This is a genomic window from Cupriavidus sp. D39, assembly GCF_026627925.1.
GTDB lineage: Bacteria > Pseudomonadota > Gammaproteobacteria > Burkholderiales > Burkholderiaceae > Cupriavidus > Cupriavidus ulmosensis.
The window spans coordinates 369,883-385,510 of the sequence record NZ_JAPNLE010000009.1 but is presented as its reverse complement, the minus strand read 5'-3'; the positions used below and the strand labels follow the sequence as shown (position 1 = coordinate 385,510).

The following is a 15,628-nucleotide window of genomic DNA, read 5'->3' as shown; positions in this document are numbered from 1 at the left end:
GTTCAGCGCGGCTACCTCGAGACGCTCGCCCCCTCGGCGATCGCATCGGCCGCCCGGTTGAACTGGTCGACTGCCTCGAACAGCGTGCTGCCGGTATCGCGGTCCAGCCGCAGCACCAGCCGGCGCGCAAGCCTCAGGTGCAGGGCGGCGCGATTGGGTGCGGGGATCGCGCCATAGGCCGCCTCCTGGACCCGGTCGTGGGTGAAGTGATAGCCGTCGTCGCCGGGCACCACCAGGCCCGCGCCCATGGCATGCGACAGCAGGCTGGCGATGTCGGCCTCGCTGGCATCCCACGCCTGGGCCGCGGTAGCCGAGGATACCGCGCTGCCCAGGCAGGACAGCGCCGTCAGCAGCGCCTGCGTTTCGCGCGGCAGGCGTTGCAGCTCATCGGTTAGCAGGCCCAGCACGTCCATCTCGGCGATCTCGGCGTCCACGGCCCCGGGGGCGCGTCACGCGGGTCCCGGCGCGTATCGGCCGCGCCCACGCGCAGCAGGTCCGAGCGGTGAAGCACGCGCAGATACTGCAGGAAGAACAGCGGATTGCCGCCCGTCTTCCGGCCGGCCAGTTGGGCGATGGCTTGCGCGCGAGCGCCGCCGCAGCGCAAGGTGTCGGCTACCAGCGCGGTCAGCGCGGGCGCGTCCAGCGGCGTCATCGCCATCTCGCCGCGCAGTGCGCCGTGCTGGCGCAGCGCCGCGAGCCACTCGGCGAGCGCGCCGCCTTCTACGGCATCCGTGCGGCAGGTGCCGATCACCAGCAAGGGCTGCTGCAGCGGGGCCTGGCGCAGCGCGCGGAACACCTCCAGCGATTCGCGGTCGGTCCATTGCAGGTCGTCGAGCACCAGGACCAGCGGCGGCGCCACCGAGCCGAACACGCCGAGCAGGCGGCAGAATGCCTGCAGGAAACGCGTCTTCGCCTGGCCGGTGTTTGCATCGCCGGCGCGCGGGCGGTGCGGCAGCCAGGCCTCGAAGGCCGGCGCCAGTGCGATGAACATCTCCGCGTCGTCGCCGATCGCCGCGGCCATCGCCGCGGCCCAGCCCTGCTGGCGCGCGCTGGGCGAGCCACTGGCCTGCCTGGCGAGATCGGCGCAGATCTCCGCCACGGCCGCCAGCGGCATACCCCGCTGGTGCTGCTGCGCCTTGGCGCGCGCCACCACCCCGCCAGCTGCTTCCAGCGATCTGCAGAAGGCCTCGGCCAGCGCGGATTTGCCGCTGCCGGCGCAGCCGGTGACCAGCACATAGGACGCCGCGGGCGCTGGTCCACGCTGCTCCGTGGCCTCACGATGCAGCCGGCGCAATTCGTCCAGGGCGCGCGCGCGGCCGTAGAGCCAGGCCGGCGAGGCAAAGCCGGACAGGTCCGCGCGGGCGCCATCCGGCAGCGCATCCAGGCTGCTCCGGGCCTGCCAGGTAGCGAGGCAACGGCGCAGTTCGGCAGCCAGCGCGGCGGCGCTTGGGTAGCGCTCCTCGGGGGCCTTGGCCAGCAAGCGCATCACCATGGCCGAAAGTACCGCCGGTATGCCAGCGTTGCGTTCGGTGAGCACCACCGGCTCGCGCGCTAGATGGCTGTGCACCCAGGCGACCGGCTCGCTGGCCTCCAGCGGCAGCGCCCCGGTCAGCATCTGGTAGAAGGTCACGCCCAGCGCATAGAGGTCGGCGCGCAGGTCGACCGCGGACTCGCCGCGGCCGGCCTGTTCCGGCGCCATATACGCGAGGGTTCCCGCCAGCATCGGAGATGCCCCCGGTGCGCGGCACCGGGCGAGGCAACGGCGGCAATGCCGAAGCCCGCGATCCAGGCGCGCTGCCGGTCCGGCGCCACTAGCAGGTGGGCGGGCTTGATGTCCAGGTGGACCACACCCGCGTCGTGCATGGCCGCCATCGCCTCGGCCACCGCGATGGCAATGTCGAGGAAGGCGTCCGTTTGCAACGGCTCGCCCAGCGACAGTGCCAGCGGCAAGCCGCCCTGGTCCGCGGCCACCAGCGCCGGCCGGCCATCGTAGCGGGTCAGGGCAACCGGCACCACTGCCCACTCGGGGCGCAGCAGGTGCTGCAAGGCGTACTCGTGTTCCAGGCGCCGTTGCACCGCGCTCGCATTGGCGGCCGAACCCGCCAGCGAGACCAGCACAGGCGAACAGCCGGAGGCGGTTCCTCGCAGCAAAGCGATTTCACCGTCCAGCAGATACTCGAGCTGGTAGTGGCGCAACGGATTCATCGAACCTTGGTGGGCATCATCGAAGCTGGGAGCGCTCTGGCGCAGGCGAGACGGCGCATGGGAGTATATCGCGCGGACCCGGCCAGTCCGGCGCGCAAGAAGGCGTCGGCAGGAACGGCCATCTAATACCTTGGTATTAGCCGCGGCGGCCCAGGCGCCGGCGGGATCGGACCAATACCACCGTATGATTCCATGGAACGCCCTGGCGCGTTATCCTCGAAGCAATCGATGGGAGCCTCTTGCCAGCTTCGTCATCGCTCATGACAACCAAGGAACACCGTGTGACAGCTACCCCGGTGATCGCCATCGTCGACGACGATGCTTCTGTCCGACAAGCCCTGGGAAGCCTGCTCCGCTCCTTCGACATGGTTGTCGAGCTCTACGCAAGCGGGAACGACCTGCTGCAATCCCGTGCCCTCGATGCCATCTCGTGCCTGGTCACCGACGTGCAGATGCCCGAGATGAACGGCTTCGCGCTATGCGAGGCCTTGCGCATGCGCGGACTGTCCATCCCCGTCGTCTTCATGACGGCGTTCCCCGAGGAAAACTACCGGCAACGCGCCGAGGCGATCGGCGCCATCTGCTTTCTCAGCAAGCCGTTCATGGACCCCGAGATCATCCAATGCATCGAGAATGCCCTCGCGCACGGCGGGGCCAAGACCCCGCGCCAAAGGCGCTGACGCTGTCCGACAGCGCGTTGACCCGGGCGCACGGCATGCGCCACGAACGGTTGGCCCTGGGGCTGGCCGGCTTCTTTGCCGCCGCCTCGATCCGCGCGGCCGACACGCTGCTGCCGGCGTTGTCGCGCGACTTCGGCATATCCGCGGGCATGACCGGGGTGGCGGTGACCAGCTTCATGCTGGCGTATGCCGCCTTCCAGCTGATCTACGGGCCGCTGGCCGAGCGCCACGGCAAGCTGCGTGTGATCGCGGTCGCGCTGCTAGCCTGTGCGGCGGCCAATTTCAGCCAGTCGCTGGCGCCGAGCTTCCCGTGGCTGGTGGTATTGCGCGCCATGGCCGGCGCGGCGGCGGCCGGCGTGGTGCCGATCTGCCTGGCGCGCCTGGGCGATACCGAGCCACTGGCCTCGCGCCAGGGCCTGCTCGCGCGCTACTCGGTGGCTACCATCTGCGGGCTGATGACGGGCCAGTGGCTGTCCGGTCTGATTGCCGACACGCTGGGCTGGCGCGCCGCCTTCGTGCTGCTGGCCGCGGGCTTTGCCGGCGTGGCCGCCGTGGTGGCCAGGCTGGCCCGCCACGACGACACGCCGGTCCGCTGGCGGCAGGCCAGCCCCGATCAGCGCCCCAAGGCCACCGCCCTGCTCCAATCCGCCTGGGTGCGCCGGGTGCTTGGCATGACGCTGCTGCTGGGCTTTCTGTGCCCGAGCGTGTTCGCCTTCGTGGCGACCTACCTGAAGTTCCACTTCGGCTTGTCGCTGGCGGCGGCCGGTGCCATCACGGCCATGCACGGCGTCGGCGGGCTGCTGTACGCCGGCCTCGCGCCGGCGCTGATCCACCGGATGGGACGCCGGCGCCTGGGGTGGGTGTCGGTCGCGCTGCTGGGCGCGGGCATGGCCTGCATCGCACTCGGGCAACACTGGCTGTGGATCGCGGCCGGCTGCCTGGCCGGCGGCTGCGGCTACTACATCGTGCTGAACGCCATGCAGACCACCGCCACGCAGATGGCCCCCACGCAGCGGGCCAACGCCGTCGCCCTGTTCGCGTTCTGCCTGTTCGCGGGCCAGGGCCTGGGCGTGCTGCTCGCCGCGCGGCTGGTGGACACGGCCGGCATCCCGACCCTGTTCGGCATCGGCGCGGTCCTGGTGGTGTTGCTGGTGCTGGAGATATCCAGGCAGTTGCAGCGGCGCCCGGAGGCCGCCCTGACCTGAGCCACCGTCAGTCCGGCACAGATGCTCCAGCCGCGACTCCACCAGGAGCCAGAAGCACCCGCAGGCGTGGCCGGCGGCGATGCCACCGCTCAATGAGCGCATTGTGCGAACTCCGTCACTGTCCGTCTACCCATACCATCGGACAATGGCGCCCCGCGCGGGCGCAGCCTATGATCGAGCACCGAACCGGTCCAACCCTCGATTGCCTTGCGGCCCCGTCACCGAATGATCCTGTCCGTGCCGACACCCGCCACCGGGCACGCCTGCCTGCTCCGTAGCGGCAGCGCGCACCGCCGCCGGCCTGGCGCGCCTCCCTCGCCCGGGGCGCGGCGCGATGAGCGCCGGCTACTTTCCCGCCCGCTCCGATGCGCAGCCCGGCAGCGAGCGGTCCGTGGTGACACTGTCGGACTTCCTTTTCACCTCCGTCAAGCAGGACGGCATCCTGGCGCTCTCGCGCGGCCGCCACCAGCGTGTTGCGCAGACCATCCTGCTGGCGCATGCCGCCACCGCGCATGCCGAGGGCGAGGCGGAGCGCCAGCTCAACCACGAGTTTGGACTGCGCGACCTGCTCGACGGCGCCTGGGCCCTCAAGCCGCGCACCAGCGTGCGCCGCCACGCCGGCGTGGCGCTGGTCTACGACGACCTGGACGCCACGCCGCTGTCGCTGCTGCCGCCCGGGCCGCAGCCGGTGGCGCGGCTGCTGTCCATTGCCGTCGGCGCCGCCAGCGCGCTGCGCAGCCTGCACGAAACCGGGCTGGTCCACCAGGCGATCATGCCGTCCAACCTGTTCGTCGACGATACCGGGCACTGCCGCATTGGCGGGTTCGGCCTGGCGACACGGCAGCAATGCGAGATCGCCGACACGCTGCCCCCGCACCTCTACCTGGCCGGCGAGGCGCCCGCCTACATGTCTCCCGAACACACCGGCAGGACACGCCACGGCCGGGACGCGCGCAGCGACCTCTATTCGCTGGGCGTGACGCTGTACCAGCTCGTCACCGGCCACCTGCCCTTCGTGGCGCGGGACCCCGGCGATCTCGGCGAGTGGGCGCATTGCCACATCGCCAGCGAACCGGTCCCGCCCCATGTGCAGGCCGCCGCCGTGCCCGAGGCGCTGTCGCTGCTGATCCTCAAGCTGCTGGCCAAGCGCCCCGCGCGCCGCTACCAATCGGCCGCGGGGCTCGAAGCGGACCTGAGGCGATGCCGCGCACTTTGGGATACGCTGGGCTGCATCGCCCCTTTGAGCTGGGCACGCACGACCGGCCCGTGGAGCTGGAGCTGCCCGGCCGCCTGTATGCCCGCGACGCGGAGCTGGCGAGGCTGCAATCCGCCTTCGACTATGTGGCCATGAGCGGCAACCACGCGCTTGCCGTGGTCACCGGCACTTCGGGCATCGGCAAGTCGGCGTTGCTGGAAACCTTCCTGCAGGGATTGCGGCAGCGCCCCGCCTGTTGCGCGGCCGGCAAGGCCGACCAGTTCCGGCGTGACGTGCCCTACGCCGCGCTGGCGGAGGCCTTCCAGGGATTGGTGCTGGAGATACTGGGGCAGCCCGACGCCGCCGTACGCGACTGGCAGCAGCAGGTGTCGCAGGCACTGGGCCTCTATGGGCAACTGGCCGTCAACATGATCCCGGCACTGGAGCTGCTGGCCGGCAGGCTGCCGCCAGTGGCCGCCTCGGCGGGCCCCGAGGCGCAAGAGCACTTCCACATGGCGATGCACAACCTGGTGAACGCCTTCGCCCGCTGCGATCGCCCGCTGGTGTTGCTGGTCGACGATCTGCAATGGCTGGACGCCCCTTCGCTGAGCCTGCTCGAACACCTGCTGGCCAGCCCCTCGCCGCTGCCGCTGCTGCTGGTCACAAGCTCCCGCGAAGCCACCGCGGAACCGGGCCGGCAGGTGCCCACGGGCACACCGGAACCGACGCACGCCAGGCTGCGCCGCAAGGCCGCCCGGGTGTACGAGGTGGCACTGGCCGAGCTCGACGTCAACGCCGTGACCACCCTGGTGGCCGACGCCCTGCGCGCGCGGCGACGCGACCTGCAGGGGCTGGCCGCGCTGATCCACGCCAAGACGCTGGGCAACCCCTTCTTCGTCGGCCAGTTCCTCAAGACCATGGTGGACGACCGCCTGATCGTGCATCGCCCCGACGATGCCAGCTGGCACTACGACCTCGAAGGCATCCGCCGGCGCGGCTACACCGACAACGTCGCCGACATGGTGCTGCAGCGGCTCGAACGCCTGCCCGCGCGCACGCGCACGCTGCTGGGTGGCATGGCCTGCCTGGGCCGGCACTCCGACATCGCCCTGCTGTGCGCGATCTACGGCATCGACGCGCGCGCGCTGCACGCGGTGCTGGTCCCGGCGCACGCCATCGACGCGGTGCACCAGGAAGAGCAGCGCTACGCCTTCTTCCATGACCGTGTGCAGGAGGCCGCCCACGGCTTGCTGTCGCCGGCCGAGCGCAAGCGCATCTACCTGAGCGCCGGCCGCCTGCTCGCCAGGGCCGCGCAGGCGGACGACCGCGACGAGCCCTGTTCCACGCCACCGAACTGTTCGCGCAGGTGGCCGAGCTGGTGGCCGACGCCGGCGAGGCCATCGATGTCGCGCGGCTGAGCCTGCAGGCCGCGCGCCGGGCCAAGCGCGCCATCGCCTATGCCTCCGCCGTGGCCTACCTGGACAGCGGGCTTTCGTTCCTGCGCGCGGCGGCAGCATCCGGCAGCGAAGACCCTGCGCCGCTGATGTTCGCGCTGATGCAGGAACAGGCGGAATGCGAATTCCTGCTCGGCAACCTGGCGCGCGCGCTGGATCTGGCGCTGCGCCTCCTGGCGATGCCCGCCACGGCGCCGCAGCGTGCCGCCATCCACCAGCTCAAGGCAGAGATCCACACGCGCCGCTCCGAGAACGCGCTGGCGGTGGAAACCGCGGTGGCCGGCCTGCAAGCCTTCGGCATCCGGCTGGCGGCGCATCCGCCAGCCTCGGCCTGCGACACCGCCTATCTCGACATCCGCGCCCGCCTGGCAGGCAGCGCGCTGGAAGCGCTGCTCGACCTGCCGCCGATGTCCAACCCCGACATCGAGGCAGCCATGGCGCTGCTGTCGGCGCTGTCGGCCCCGGCCAGCTTCACCGACGAGCATTTATTCTTCCTTCACTTGTGCGAGATGCTGCGGCTGACCCTGGAGCACGGCATGACTGGTGCGTCCACCGCCGCGCTCAGCTGGTTCGGCGTGCTGGTGGGGCACCGTTTCGAGGACTACCAGGAAGGGTTCCGCTACGGGCATCTGGCCCGTGAGCTGGTCTCCCGCCACGGCTACCTGGCCTACGAGGCCAAGACGCTGCTGCCGCTGGACCAGCTCAGCGTGTGGACCCATCCACTGTCGTTCTCGATCGACTGCGCCCGCGCGGGCTTTTCCGCGGGCGTCGCCAACGGCGATATCACCACCGCCTGCTTCGAGTGCTGTCATCAGGTGACCAACCTGCTCACGCGCGGCGATACGCTGGACAAAGTCTTGGCCGAAGTGCAGCGCGGCCTCGACTTCGTGCGCCGCGCCGGCTTTCAGGATGTCGAGGAAATCCTGCTGCTGCAGCAGCATTTCGTCAACGGACTGCGCCAGCCCAACTTTCCCCTGCAGCCTGCGGCGCCGGCCTTGCTGGACGATCTCGGGCCCGGCCGGGCGCCGTCGCGCGAGCGGATGTCGACGCTGGATTTCTGGCACTGGGTCTACCTGGCCACGACCCGCTACATGGCGGGCAACCATGACGCCGCCGCAGCCTGCCAGGAGCGCGCCGCGGCACTGGCGTGGTCGGCGCCCGGCCACATTCACCTGCTGGACTTCCATCTCTACAGCGCCCTGACGCTCGCGGCCACCGCGCAGCCCGGCGCGCCGCAATACGCGGCACAGCGCGAACGGCTGCTGGCGCACAGCCAGAAGATCGACGGCTGGGCCGCCGCCAATCCCGCGACGTTCGCCGACAAGTCGCTGCTGGTCCAGGCCGAGATCGCCAGGCTGGAGGGCGACACCCTGGCCGCGCTGTCGCTGTTCGAGAAGGCGATCTGGCGTGCCGACGAGCAAGGCTTCGTCCAGTACTCCGCCCTCGCCCACGAGTTGGCGGCCAGCCTGTGCGCCGGCAGCAGCTTCCAGACCGCCGCGCAGGCGCATGCCCGGGCGGCGCGCGACGGCTACCGGCGCTGGGGCGCCACCGGCAAGGTGGCGCAGCTGGAATCGCTGCACGCGGGCCTGGCGGACAGGAGCCAGCAGAACGCCTATGCGCTGGCGGGCAGCCTGCAGATCCGTGACGTGGAGAGCGTGATCCGCTCCGCGCGCGCGCTGACCGAGGAGATCCGCCTGGACAAGCTGGTGGACACCCTGATGACCATCGCGCTGGAACATGCCGCCGCCCAGCGCGGCCTGCTGATCCGGCTACACGGCAAGACGCCGATCATCGAGGCGCGCGCCCACACCACGTCCAGCGGCATCCTCGTCGAGCTGGCGCAGGACGCGCCCGGGCCCGACGACCTGCCCATCTCCATGCTGAACACCGTGATCCGCACCGGCCAGCGCATCATCGTTGGCGATGCGAGCGGCCCCAACCCCTTCGCCATCGACAGCTACTTCCACCAGCAGGCGCACGGTTCGGCGATGTGCATCCCGATGCTCAAGCGCAACGAGCTGATCGGCGTGCTCTACCTGGAGAACCGGCTGATCCGAGACAGCTTCACCGTGGCACACACCAGGGTGCTGGAACTGCTCGCCGCGCAGGCCGCCATCTCGCTCGAGACCGCCCGTCTCTATGACGATTTGCTCGCGGAGAATGCACGGCGCCAACGCGTGGAACGGGCACTGCGCGCGAGCGAGGCGTCGCTGGTGATGGGCGAACGCATGAGCCACACCGGCAGTTGGCGCTGGGACCTGCGCCGGAACGTGTTCACCTGCTCGGAGGAGCTGTGCCGCATCTTTGAGTTCGATGCGGCGCAGTCCGTGTTCCTGCTGGAGGATTTTGCCGCGCGCATCCATCCGGACGACCGCGCGGTGGTGCTGGAGATGGTCGATCTGCACGTGGCGGAAGAACGCCCGATCCGCGTGGAATATCGCGTCGTCAGGAGCGATGGCGAGATCCGGTATCTCGCTTCGATCGGCAAGCCGCTGTCCGTCGACGGCGATGCGCTGGACTACGTCGGGACCGTGACCGACGTCACCATGCGCCGGCAGGGCGAGGACGCGCTGCGCAATGCCCAGGCCGACCTGGCACGGGTGGCCCGCGCGACCACGGTAGGCCAGCTCACCGCCTCCATCGCGCACGAGATCAACCAGCCGCTGATGTCCATCGTCTCCAATGCCGGCGCCAGCCTGCGCTGGCTCGACCGAGCGCAGCCCGAGATCGGCAACGCCCGCGAGGGCCTGGTTGCCATCGCCAGCGAAGGCCAGCGCGCCGGGGACATGATCCGCAGCCTGCAGGCGCTGACGCGCAATGCCGCGCCGGTGCTGGCGGCGGTCGACATGCACGAGGCGATCCGGCACATCCTGGCCATCGCGCGCAGCGAAATCGAGCGGCGCCAGGTGTCGCTGCAGCTGGCCATGGATGCCCCGTCGTCGCGGGTGTTCGGCGATGGCGTGCAGCTCCAGCAGGTGCTGCTGAACCTTGTGATCAATGCCGTGGAGGCGATGAGCGAGGTCACCGACCGCCTGCGCATGCTGCGTGTCGCCTCCGACATTGTCGAAGGCGTCTACCTGCAGGTCAGCGTGGAGGACACCGGCATTGGCTTGAGCAACGACGCCATCAAGCACGCCTTCGAACCGTTCTACACCACCAAGATCAACGGCATGGGCATGGGGCTGGCCATCTGCCGCTCCATCGTCGAGGCCCACAATGGCCGCCTGTACGCCGCGCCCCGCCTGCCGCACGGGTGCGTGTTCGCCTTCATCATTCCGCTGTATGCCGGAGCCGGCGGCTGACCAGGCCGCGGCATCCGAAGCGCGGCGCCCGTGTCAGCCAGAGGCTGGACGGCGTCAGCAGCCGGCCCTGCGGCGCCAGTTGCCAGGCGAAACGCCAAGCGCCCGCGAGAACACGTGGGTGAAATGGCTCTGGTCGGAGAAGCCACAGGCGATCGCCACCTGCGCCAATGGCAGCGCCGTGTCGCGCAGCAATGCGCGGGCGCGCTCCAGACGCAGCGCCACCAGCCATTGATAGGGGCCTGCCCGGTGGTATCGCGGAAGGCGCGGGTGAAATGGCTGCGCGACAGCCTGCAGGCATCCGCGATGTCCGCGATGGACAGGTCGCCGTCGATCTGCGCGGCCAGCATCTCCTTGGCCTTCGCCAGGCTGCTTTGCGACAGCAAGCGGTTGGTCTTGGCCGTGGTGACCCTGGCATGGCCATACTGCTCGACCAGATAGGTGCCGATGGCGAATCCCAACTGGTCGACGAACAGTCGGCTGGCGTTGTCGGGCCGGCTGAGCGCCGGCACCGCCGCCTGCGCCAGATGCGCCAGCACCTGGTCCCGCTCGCCCGCCGCGCCGCGCAGCCCCGGATGCGCGAACGGCCTAGTTCCGCGCTGGTGCGTTCGATGAAGGCGCGAGAAATATCCAGCAGGATGAAATCGAAAGGGCCATAGAAATCGGCCTTGTAGTCCTCGCCGAAATTCCGTATGTAGATGGAGCTGCACTCGAAGTCATGGCTGGTCGTGCAGTGTTCATGGAAGATCCGGCGGCGATGTCCCGTGGACAGTGAAATCCCCACCAGGAACCCGCGATCCGATGCCAAGGTCGACACCTGGCTGGCATTGCCGCTGGCCGAGGTCTTGCGATAGAACTGGATCTCGGTGCCGGCGAGCGTCTGATCGTTGCGCAGCGTCGCCGCCGCGCAACCGAATGCGTCGGTCGTGCCGGAGGCGGCGAGTGGAGTGGGGGCGCCTGCGTTTGCGGACATAGTTTTTTGCGTGAATAAACCTGCAAACTGGCAATCGCCTTGCGGGCTGCGGGCTGCGGGCTGCGGGCTGCGGGCTGCGGGCTGCGGGCTGCGGGCTGCGGGCTGCGGGCTGCGGGCTGCGGGCTGCGCCAAGAATATCAGAGCCATGCCGCGTACATGTGAATACATGCACGCCGGCATGCACAAACGTACCGGCCGTTCGTCGCGCGGATTCTCCCTGTGCCTTGCCATGCACTTGCATGGATGCGCGCGCCGCCGTGCGATTCGGAACAAAGCGGGCAGACACACAGGCCTGGCGGCCCGCAACATCGTGCCGGCACACCGCCCTCTCATACTTTGGTTTGACCGCCCCAGACGACTCGCTGATTGTTGCTTGTCGGCACGGCTCCTACTATGCGACCTGAGCACAGTGCCTTCCCGCCGGCTGCCAAAGGTCCCGATGCAAGGGATGCGCCGCGGGCCTCCATCGTCTCAAGGACTCCCGCAATGAAATGGCATCTCTTCCCGGCAGGGCAAGCATGAAACGCCGGCCCGTCCTTCTCGCCGCAGCAGGGGCGGCTGCCGTTGCCGTGGTGGCTGCCGCCTGCATCATGTGGGAGCCGGCCATCGCGCCGATCCCCACGCCCGCGCCCGCTTCCTTCGACCGGGCGCTGACGCTGGAGGGCGCCCGCGTGGTCGCGCTCGGCGACTGCGCGGTGTGCCATACGGCCAAGGGCGGCCAGCCCTTCGCCGGCGGCCTGCCACTGGTCACGCCGTTCGGCACCATCTACTCGACCAACATCACGCCTGATGCGCAAACCGGCATCGGCAACTGGTCGCTGGACGCCTTCACGCGCGCCATGCGGCGCGGCATAGCGCGCGACGGCCACCAGCTCTATCCGGCGTTTCCATACATCCACTTCAGCCGGATGTCGGACCGCGAGATCGAGGCGGCCTACGCCTACCTGATGCGGCGCGAGCCCGTGACTGCCAAGCCGCCCGCCAACGCACTGATCTTCCCGCTCAACTTCCGGCCTCCGGTCGCCTTCTGGAACGTGCTGTTCCTGCGGCCCGGCGAAGCGCAACGCGATCCCACGCAGGACGAAGCCTGGAACCGCGGCCGCCTACTGGTGGACGGACTTGGCCACTGCGCCGCCTGCCACTCGCCGCTCAATGCGATCGGCGGGGAAAAACTGGGCCGCGCCTTCGACGGCGGCGTGGTGGACAACTGGGAAGCGCCGCCGCTGAACCGCTTGGCGAGCGGGCCGGTGCCTTGGACCAAGGCGCAGCTAAGCGCATACCTGCGCACCGGCATGTCCGCGGCGCATGGCGCGGCAGCCGGGCCGATGCTGCCAGTCACGCTCGAACTGGCCACGGTGCCGGAGGCGGACGTCGATGCCATTGCGACCTACCTGATGTCGCTGCAGAAGCCGGCACCCGCGCCCGCCGTGGTACCGGTCTCGGCGGCCGTGGCCGACCAGTCCGCCATCGCGCGCGGCGCGACGCTCTTCACCGGGGCGTGCGCCGCCTGCCACGGCACCGGTTCGCCGATGCAGAGCGTGGGTGCCCGCCCCAGCCTCGCCACCAGTTCCGCGGTCAACGCGAGCACGCCGCGCAACGCCATCCAGATGATGCTGCAGGGCGTGGCGTGGAACGGCGAGGACGCCATTCACTACATGCCTGCGTTCGCGCAGGCCTTCGACGACCAGCAGCTTGCCGACCTGGCGGCCTACCTGCGCGCCACCTACTCCCGGCAGCCGCCGTGGACCGGCGTGCAGGACACCATGGCTAACCTCAGGAAAGGGGACGACGCGAGATGATCAAGCTCACCGTCAACGGCGCGAGCCACCAGCTGGACATCGATCCGTCCATGCCGCTGCTCTACGCCCTGCGCGACGAACTGCACCTGCACGGCGCCAAGTTCGGCTGCGGCCTGGGCCAGTGCGGCGCCTGCACCGTCATCGTCGGCGACCGCCCGGTGTTTTCGTGCCTGATGCCGGTGGCATCGATCGGCACCCGGCCGGTGCGCACCATCGAGAGCCTGGGTACCGCCGACAGCCCGGGTCCCTTGCAGAAGGCGTTCATCGACCACCAGGCGGCGCAGTGCGGCTACTGCATCGCCGGCATGATCATGCGCGCGCAGGCCCTGCTGGAGGTCAACGCGCATCCCAGCGAGGCCGAGCTGCGCGCGCACATGGAACCCAACCTGTGCCGGTGCGGCACCCATATGCGCATCCTGGCGGCCATCCGCGCCGTGGCCGGCACGCCCGGCGCCGTGCGCCCGGGCGGGGTCAAGGCCGAAGGCAACAAGGAGGGGCGCGATGAGCGGCCATGACGACCACATCGACCCGGGCCGCCGCGCCTTCCTGGTCTCGGGCTCGCTGGTGGTGGGCTTCACGCTGCTGCCGGGCCGCAAGGCCAACGCGCAGATGGTGCTGGCCGACGAGGGCGCGGCCGTGCAGGTCGCGCGGCAGTACCAGGCGCTGGCGGGGAGCCTGAAGACCAACCCCTATCTCGACGCCTGGATCAGGATCGCACCCGACAACCAGGTCACGGTGTACACCGGCAAGGTCGAGCTGGGCACCGGTGTGCGCACCGCGCTGCTGCAGGTGGCGGCCGAGGAACTGCAGATGGCGCCCGCGCTGATCACCTTCCTGAGCGCCGATACCGGCCGTTCGCCGGACGAAGGGCTGACCGCCGGCAGCCACACCATGGCCGACAGCGGCAGCGCCCTGCTCAACGCAGCGGCCCAGGTGCGCGGGCTGCTGACAGATGCGGCCGCGCGGCAGTTGCGTGTCGATGCGGCGTCGCTGTCGGTCGGCAACGCACGCATCACCGCCCCCGACGGGCGCTCGCTCTCGTTCGGCGAACTGCTGCCCGCGGTGAACCTGCACCGCGCGGCGACGCCCGCCTCGCCGCTGCGCGACCCGAAGTCGTTCTCCGTGATCGGCACGCCGATGGCTCGGCTGGACATTCCCGGCAAGGTCACCGGCAAGCCGAGCTATGTCCAGGACCTGGCCATGCCGGGCATGGTGCATGCGCGCGTGGTGCTGCCGCCTGCCTATGACGCCGCCCTGCTGTCGGTCGACGAGACCGCGGTCAAGTCCATGCCCGGCGTGATCGCCGTCGTGCGCGACGGCAACCTGCTCGCCGTGGTGGCAAGGGGGAATGGCAGGCGGTGCGGGCACAGCGCGCGCTTGGCGCCGCCTGCCGCTGGGGCAAGGGCGCGCGCTGCCCCGCCCCGCCGACGTGATCGCGCAGCTCAAGCAGATCTCCACGCAGCGCATCGAGATCGCCAATACCGGGGGCGCTGTGCCGGCAGGCGCCAGGACGCTGACCGCCACCTACTCCAAGCATTACCTGATGCACGGATCGATCGGCCCCTCGTGCGCCGTCGCGCAGATGCAGGACGGCGTGCTGACCGTATGGACCCACTCCCAGGGCGTCTACCCGCTGCGCGACGGCCTGGCCGAGATGCTGTCGATGCCCAAGGACAAGCTACGCTGCATCCACGTGGAAGGCTCGGGCTGCTACGGGCACAACGGCGCCGACGACGCCGCTGCGCACGCCGCCTATCTGGCCCGCGCCCTGCCCGGGCAGCCGGTGCGCGTGCAATGGATGCGCGACCAGGAGAACCTGTGGGACCACTTCACGCCGGCCATGGTCACCGAGGTCAAGGCCTCGCTCGATGCCAGCGGCCATATCGTCGACTGGGACTATGCGCTGTGGAGCAGCTCGCATAACGAGCGCGTGGTCAACGCGGGCCGGCTGCTGCCCGCCACGCAGCTGGCCAGGCCATTCGTTCCCGCGCCCTCGGTCCCGATGCTGCAGCCCGAGGGCGGCGGCGACCGCAACGCGATTCCGCTCTACAGGCTTCCTGCCTCGCGCATCGTCAACCATTTCTCGCCGACCATGCCGCTGCGCACCTCGGCGATGCGCTCGCTGGGCGCGCACCTGAACATCTTCTCGATCGAGAGCTTCATGGACGAGCTGGCCGCCGCGGCCAACACCGACCCCGTCGCCTTCCGGCTGCGGCATCTGGAAGACCCGCGTGCGCGCGACGTGATCCAGCTTGCCGCCGCCAGGTTCGGCTGGCCCCGGCGCGGCCGCAAGCCCGGCCGCGGCGTCGGCTTCGCGTTCGCCAGGTACAAGAACCTGATGGGCTATATGGCGATCGCGCTGGAGATCTCGGTGGTGCGCGACACGGGCCTGGTGCGTCTCGAGCATGCGGAGGTGGCCGTCGATTGCGGGCAGATCGTCAATCCGGATGGCGTGCGCAACCAGATCGAGGGCGGCATCCTGCAGTCCGCGAGCTGGACGCTGTACGAGCAGCTGCGCTTTGACACCGGCGGCATCGGCAGCTTCGATTGGAGCGCCTATCCGATCATGCGCTTCTCCGCCGTGCCCACCACCATCAACGTGCACCTGATCGACCGCCCCGGCACGCCGTTCCTGGGCGTTGCCGAAGCGGCCATGGGGCCCACCGCGGGCGCCATCGGCAATGCCCTGTTCGATGCCACCGGCAAACGCCTGCGCGACATGCCGCTGGGCGGCGAGCGGCTGCGCAGGGAAATCGCGCCGTAGCGCGCAGCGTGCCATGTCCCGGGCGCTAACCGGTGCCCGCCCCCTGAACCTCAA

Annotated in this window: 11 protein-coding genes and 2 pseudogenes; 8 read left to right on the top strand and 5 right to left on the bottom strand. The window is 69.9% G+C overall.

All coding sequences use genetic code 11. From position 1 onward, the window contains the following. Positions 1–11: 11 nt before the first annotated feature. Genes OMK73_RS13300 through OMK73_RS13290 form a run of 3 tightly spaced genes read right to left on the bottom strand, consistent with a single transcriptional unit; the run spans position 12 to position 2,205 of the window. Positions 12–434, bottom strand: a complete 423-nt coding sequence (locus OMK73_RS13300; protein WP_267602475.1) for a hypothetical protein — start codon at positions 432–434, stop codon at positions 12–14. Then, complete coding sequence (locus OMK73_RS13295) at positions 392–1,723, bottom strand: serine/threonine protein kinase (RefSeq protein ID WP_267602474.1); 1,332 nt, start codon at positions 1,721–1,723, stop codon at positions 392–394. The genes OMK73_RS13300 and OMK73_RS13295 overlap by 43 nt, the downstream gene beginning before the upstream one ends. Further along, entirely contained in the window at positions 1,627–2,205 is a 579-nt protein-coding gene (locus OMK73_RS13290) for a hypothetical protein (protein WP_267602473.1), read from the bottom strand. Before OMK73_RS13290 ends, OMK73_RS13295 begins: the two co-directional genes overlap by 97 nt. 281 nt (positions 2,206–2,486) lie before the next feature. On the opposite strand from OMK73_RS13290, the gene OMK73_RS13285 reads away from it, so the two are divergent. The 5 genes from OMK73_RS13285 (at position 2,487) to OMK73_RS13265 (ending at position 10,041) form a co-directional block, all read left to right on the top strand. Continuing rightward, positions 2,487–2,885, top strand: coding sequence for a response regulator transcription factor (locus OMK73_RS13285; RefSeq protein ID WP_267602472.1), 399 nt, complete (start codon positions 2,487–2,489; stop codon positions 2,883–2,885). Positions 2,886–2,920: 35 nt separating this feature from the next. Then, complete coding sequence (locus OMK73_RS13280; RefSeq protein ID WP_267602471.1) at positions 2,921–4,090, top strand: MFS transporter; 1,170 nt, start codon at positions 2,921–2,923, stop codon at positions 4,088–4,090. Positions 4,091–4,424: 334 nt separating this feature from the next. Beyond that, on the top strand, positions 4,425–5,441 hold the full coding sequence (locus tag OMK73_RS13275) for a serine/threonine protein kinase (protein ID WP_267602470.1): 1,017 nt from the start codon (positions 4,425–4,427) through the stop codon (positions 5,439–5,441). After that, positions 5,357–6,703: an ATP-binding protein gene (locus OMK73_RS13270; RefSeq protein WP_267602469.1), complete on the top strand. Its 1,347-nt coding sequence runs from the start codon at positions 5,357–5,359 to the stop codon at positions 6,701–6,703. Before OMK73_RS13275 ends, OMK73_RS13270 begins: the two co-directional genes overlap by 85 nt. Continuing rightward, positions 6,652–10,041, top strand: a complete 3,390-nt coding sequence (locus tag OMK73_RS13265) for a GAF domain-containing sensor histidine kinase (protein WP_267602468.1) — start codon at positions 6,652–6,654, stop codon at positions 10,039–10,041. The genes OMK73_RS13270 and OMK73_RS13265 overlap by 52 nt, the downstream gene beginning before the upstream one ends. A 54-nt stretch (positions 10,042–10,095) precedes the next feature. Here OMK73_RS13265 and OMK73_RS13260 read toward each other — a convergent pair whose 3' ends face one another. Both OMK73_RS13260 and OMK73_RS13255 read right to left on the bottom strand, forming a co-directional pair. Beyond that, complete coding sequence (locus tag OMK73_RS13260; RefSeq protein ID WP_267602467.1) at positions 10,096–10,263, bottom strand: helix-turn-helix transcriptional regulator; 168 nt, start codon at positions 10,261–10,263, stop codon at positions 10,096–10,098. A 62-nt stretch (positions 10,264–10,325) separates the two neighbouring features. Continuing rightward, a pseudogene (locus OMK73_RS13255) lies at positions 10,326–10,388 on the bottom strand (hypothetical protein); the annotation flags it as partial. Between the two features lie 1,141 nt (positions 10,389–11,529). Between OMK73_RS13255 and OMK73_RS13250 the strand changes: the two are divergent. The 3 genes and pseudogenes from OMK73_RS13250 to OMK73_RS13240 all read left to right on the top strand — a co-directional run bounded on the left by OMK73_RS13250 (position 11,530) and on the right by OMK73_RS13240 (position 15,574). After that, a complete protein-coding gene (locus OMK73_RS13250; protein WP_267602466.1) occupies positions 11,530–12,810 on the top strand; it encodes a c-type cytochrome in 1,281 nt (426 codons plus the stop codon). Continuing rightward, positions 12,807–13,325, top strand: coding sequence for a (2Fe-2S)-binding protein (locus tag OMK73_RS13245; protein WP_267602465.1), 519 nt, complete (start codon positions 12,807–12,809; stop codon positions 13,323–13,325). Before OMK73_RS13250 ends, OMK73_RS13245 begins: the two co-directional genes overlap by 4 nt. Next, a pseudogene (locus OMK73_RS13240) lies at positions 13,312–15,574 on the top strand (molybdopterin cofactor-binding domain-containing protein). The gene OMK73_RS13245 and the pseudogene OMK73_RS13240 overlap by 14 nt, the downstream one beginning before the upstream one ends. The last annotated feature ends 54 nt before the right edge of the window (positions 15,575–15,628 follow it).

Bases quoted from the DNA above. Each gene is read 5' to 3' on its own strand.
- OMK73_RS13250 (WP_267602466.1), top strand. From the start codon at position 11,530: ATGAAACGCCGGCCCGTCCTTCTCGCCGCAGCAGGGGCGGCTGCCGTT.
- OMK73_RS13290 (WP_267602473.1), bottom strand. From the start codon at position 2,205: ATGAATCCGTTGCGCCACTACCAGCTCGAGTATCTGCTGGACGGTGAA.
- OMK73_RS13280 (WP_267602471.1), top strand. From the start codon at position 2,921: ATGCGCCACGAACGGTTGGCCCTGGGGCTGGCCGGCTTCTTTGCCGCC.
- OMK73_RS13275 (WP_267602470.1), top strand. From the start codon at position 4,425: ATGAGCGCCGGCTACTTTCCCGCCCGCTCCGATGCGCAGCCCGGCAGC.
- OMK73_RS13295 (WP_267602474.1), bottom strand. From the start codon at position 1,723: ATGCTGGCGGGAACCCTCGCGTATATGGCGCCGGAACAGGCCGGCCGC.
- OMK73_RS13245 (WP_267602465.1), top strand. From the start codon at position 12,807: ATGATCAAGCTCACCGTCAACGGCGCGAGCCACCAGCTGGACATCGAT.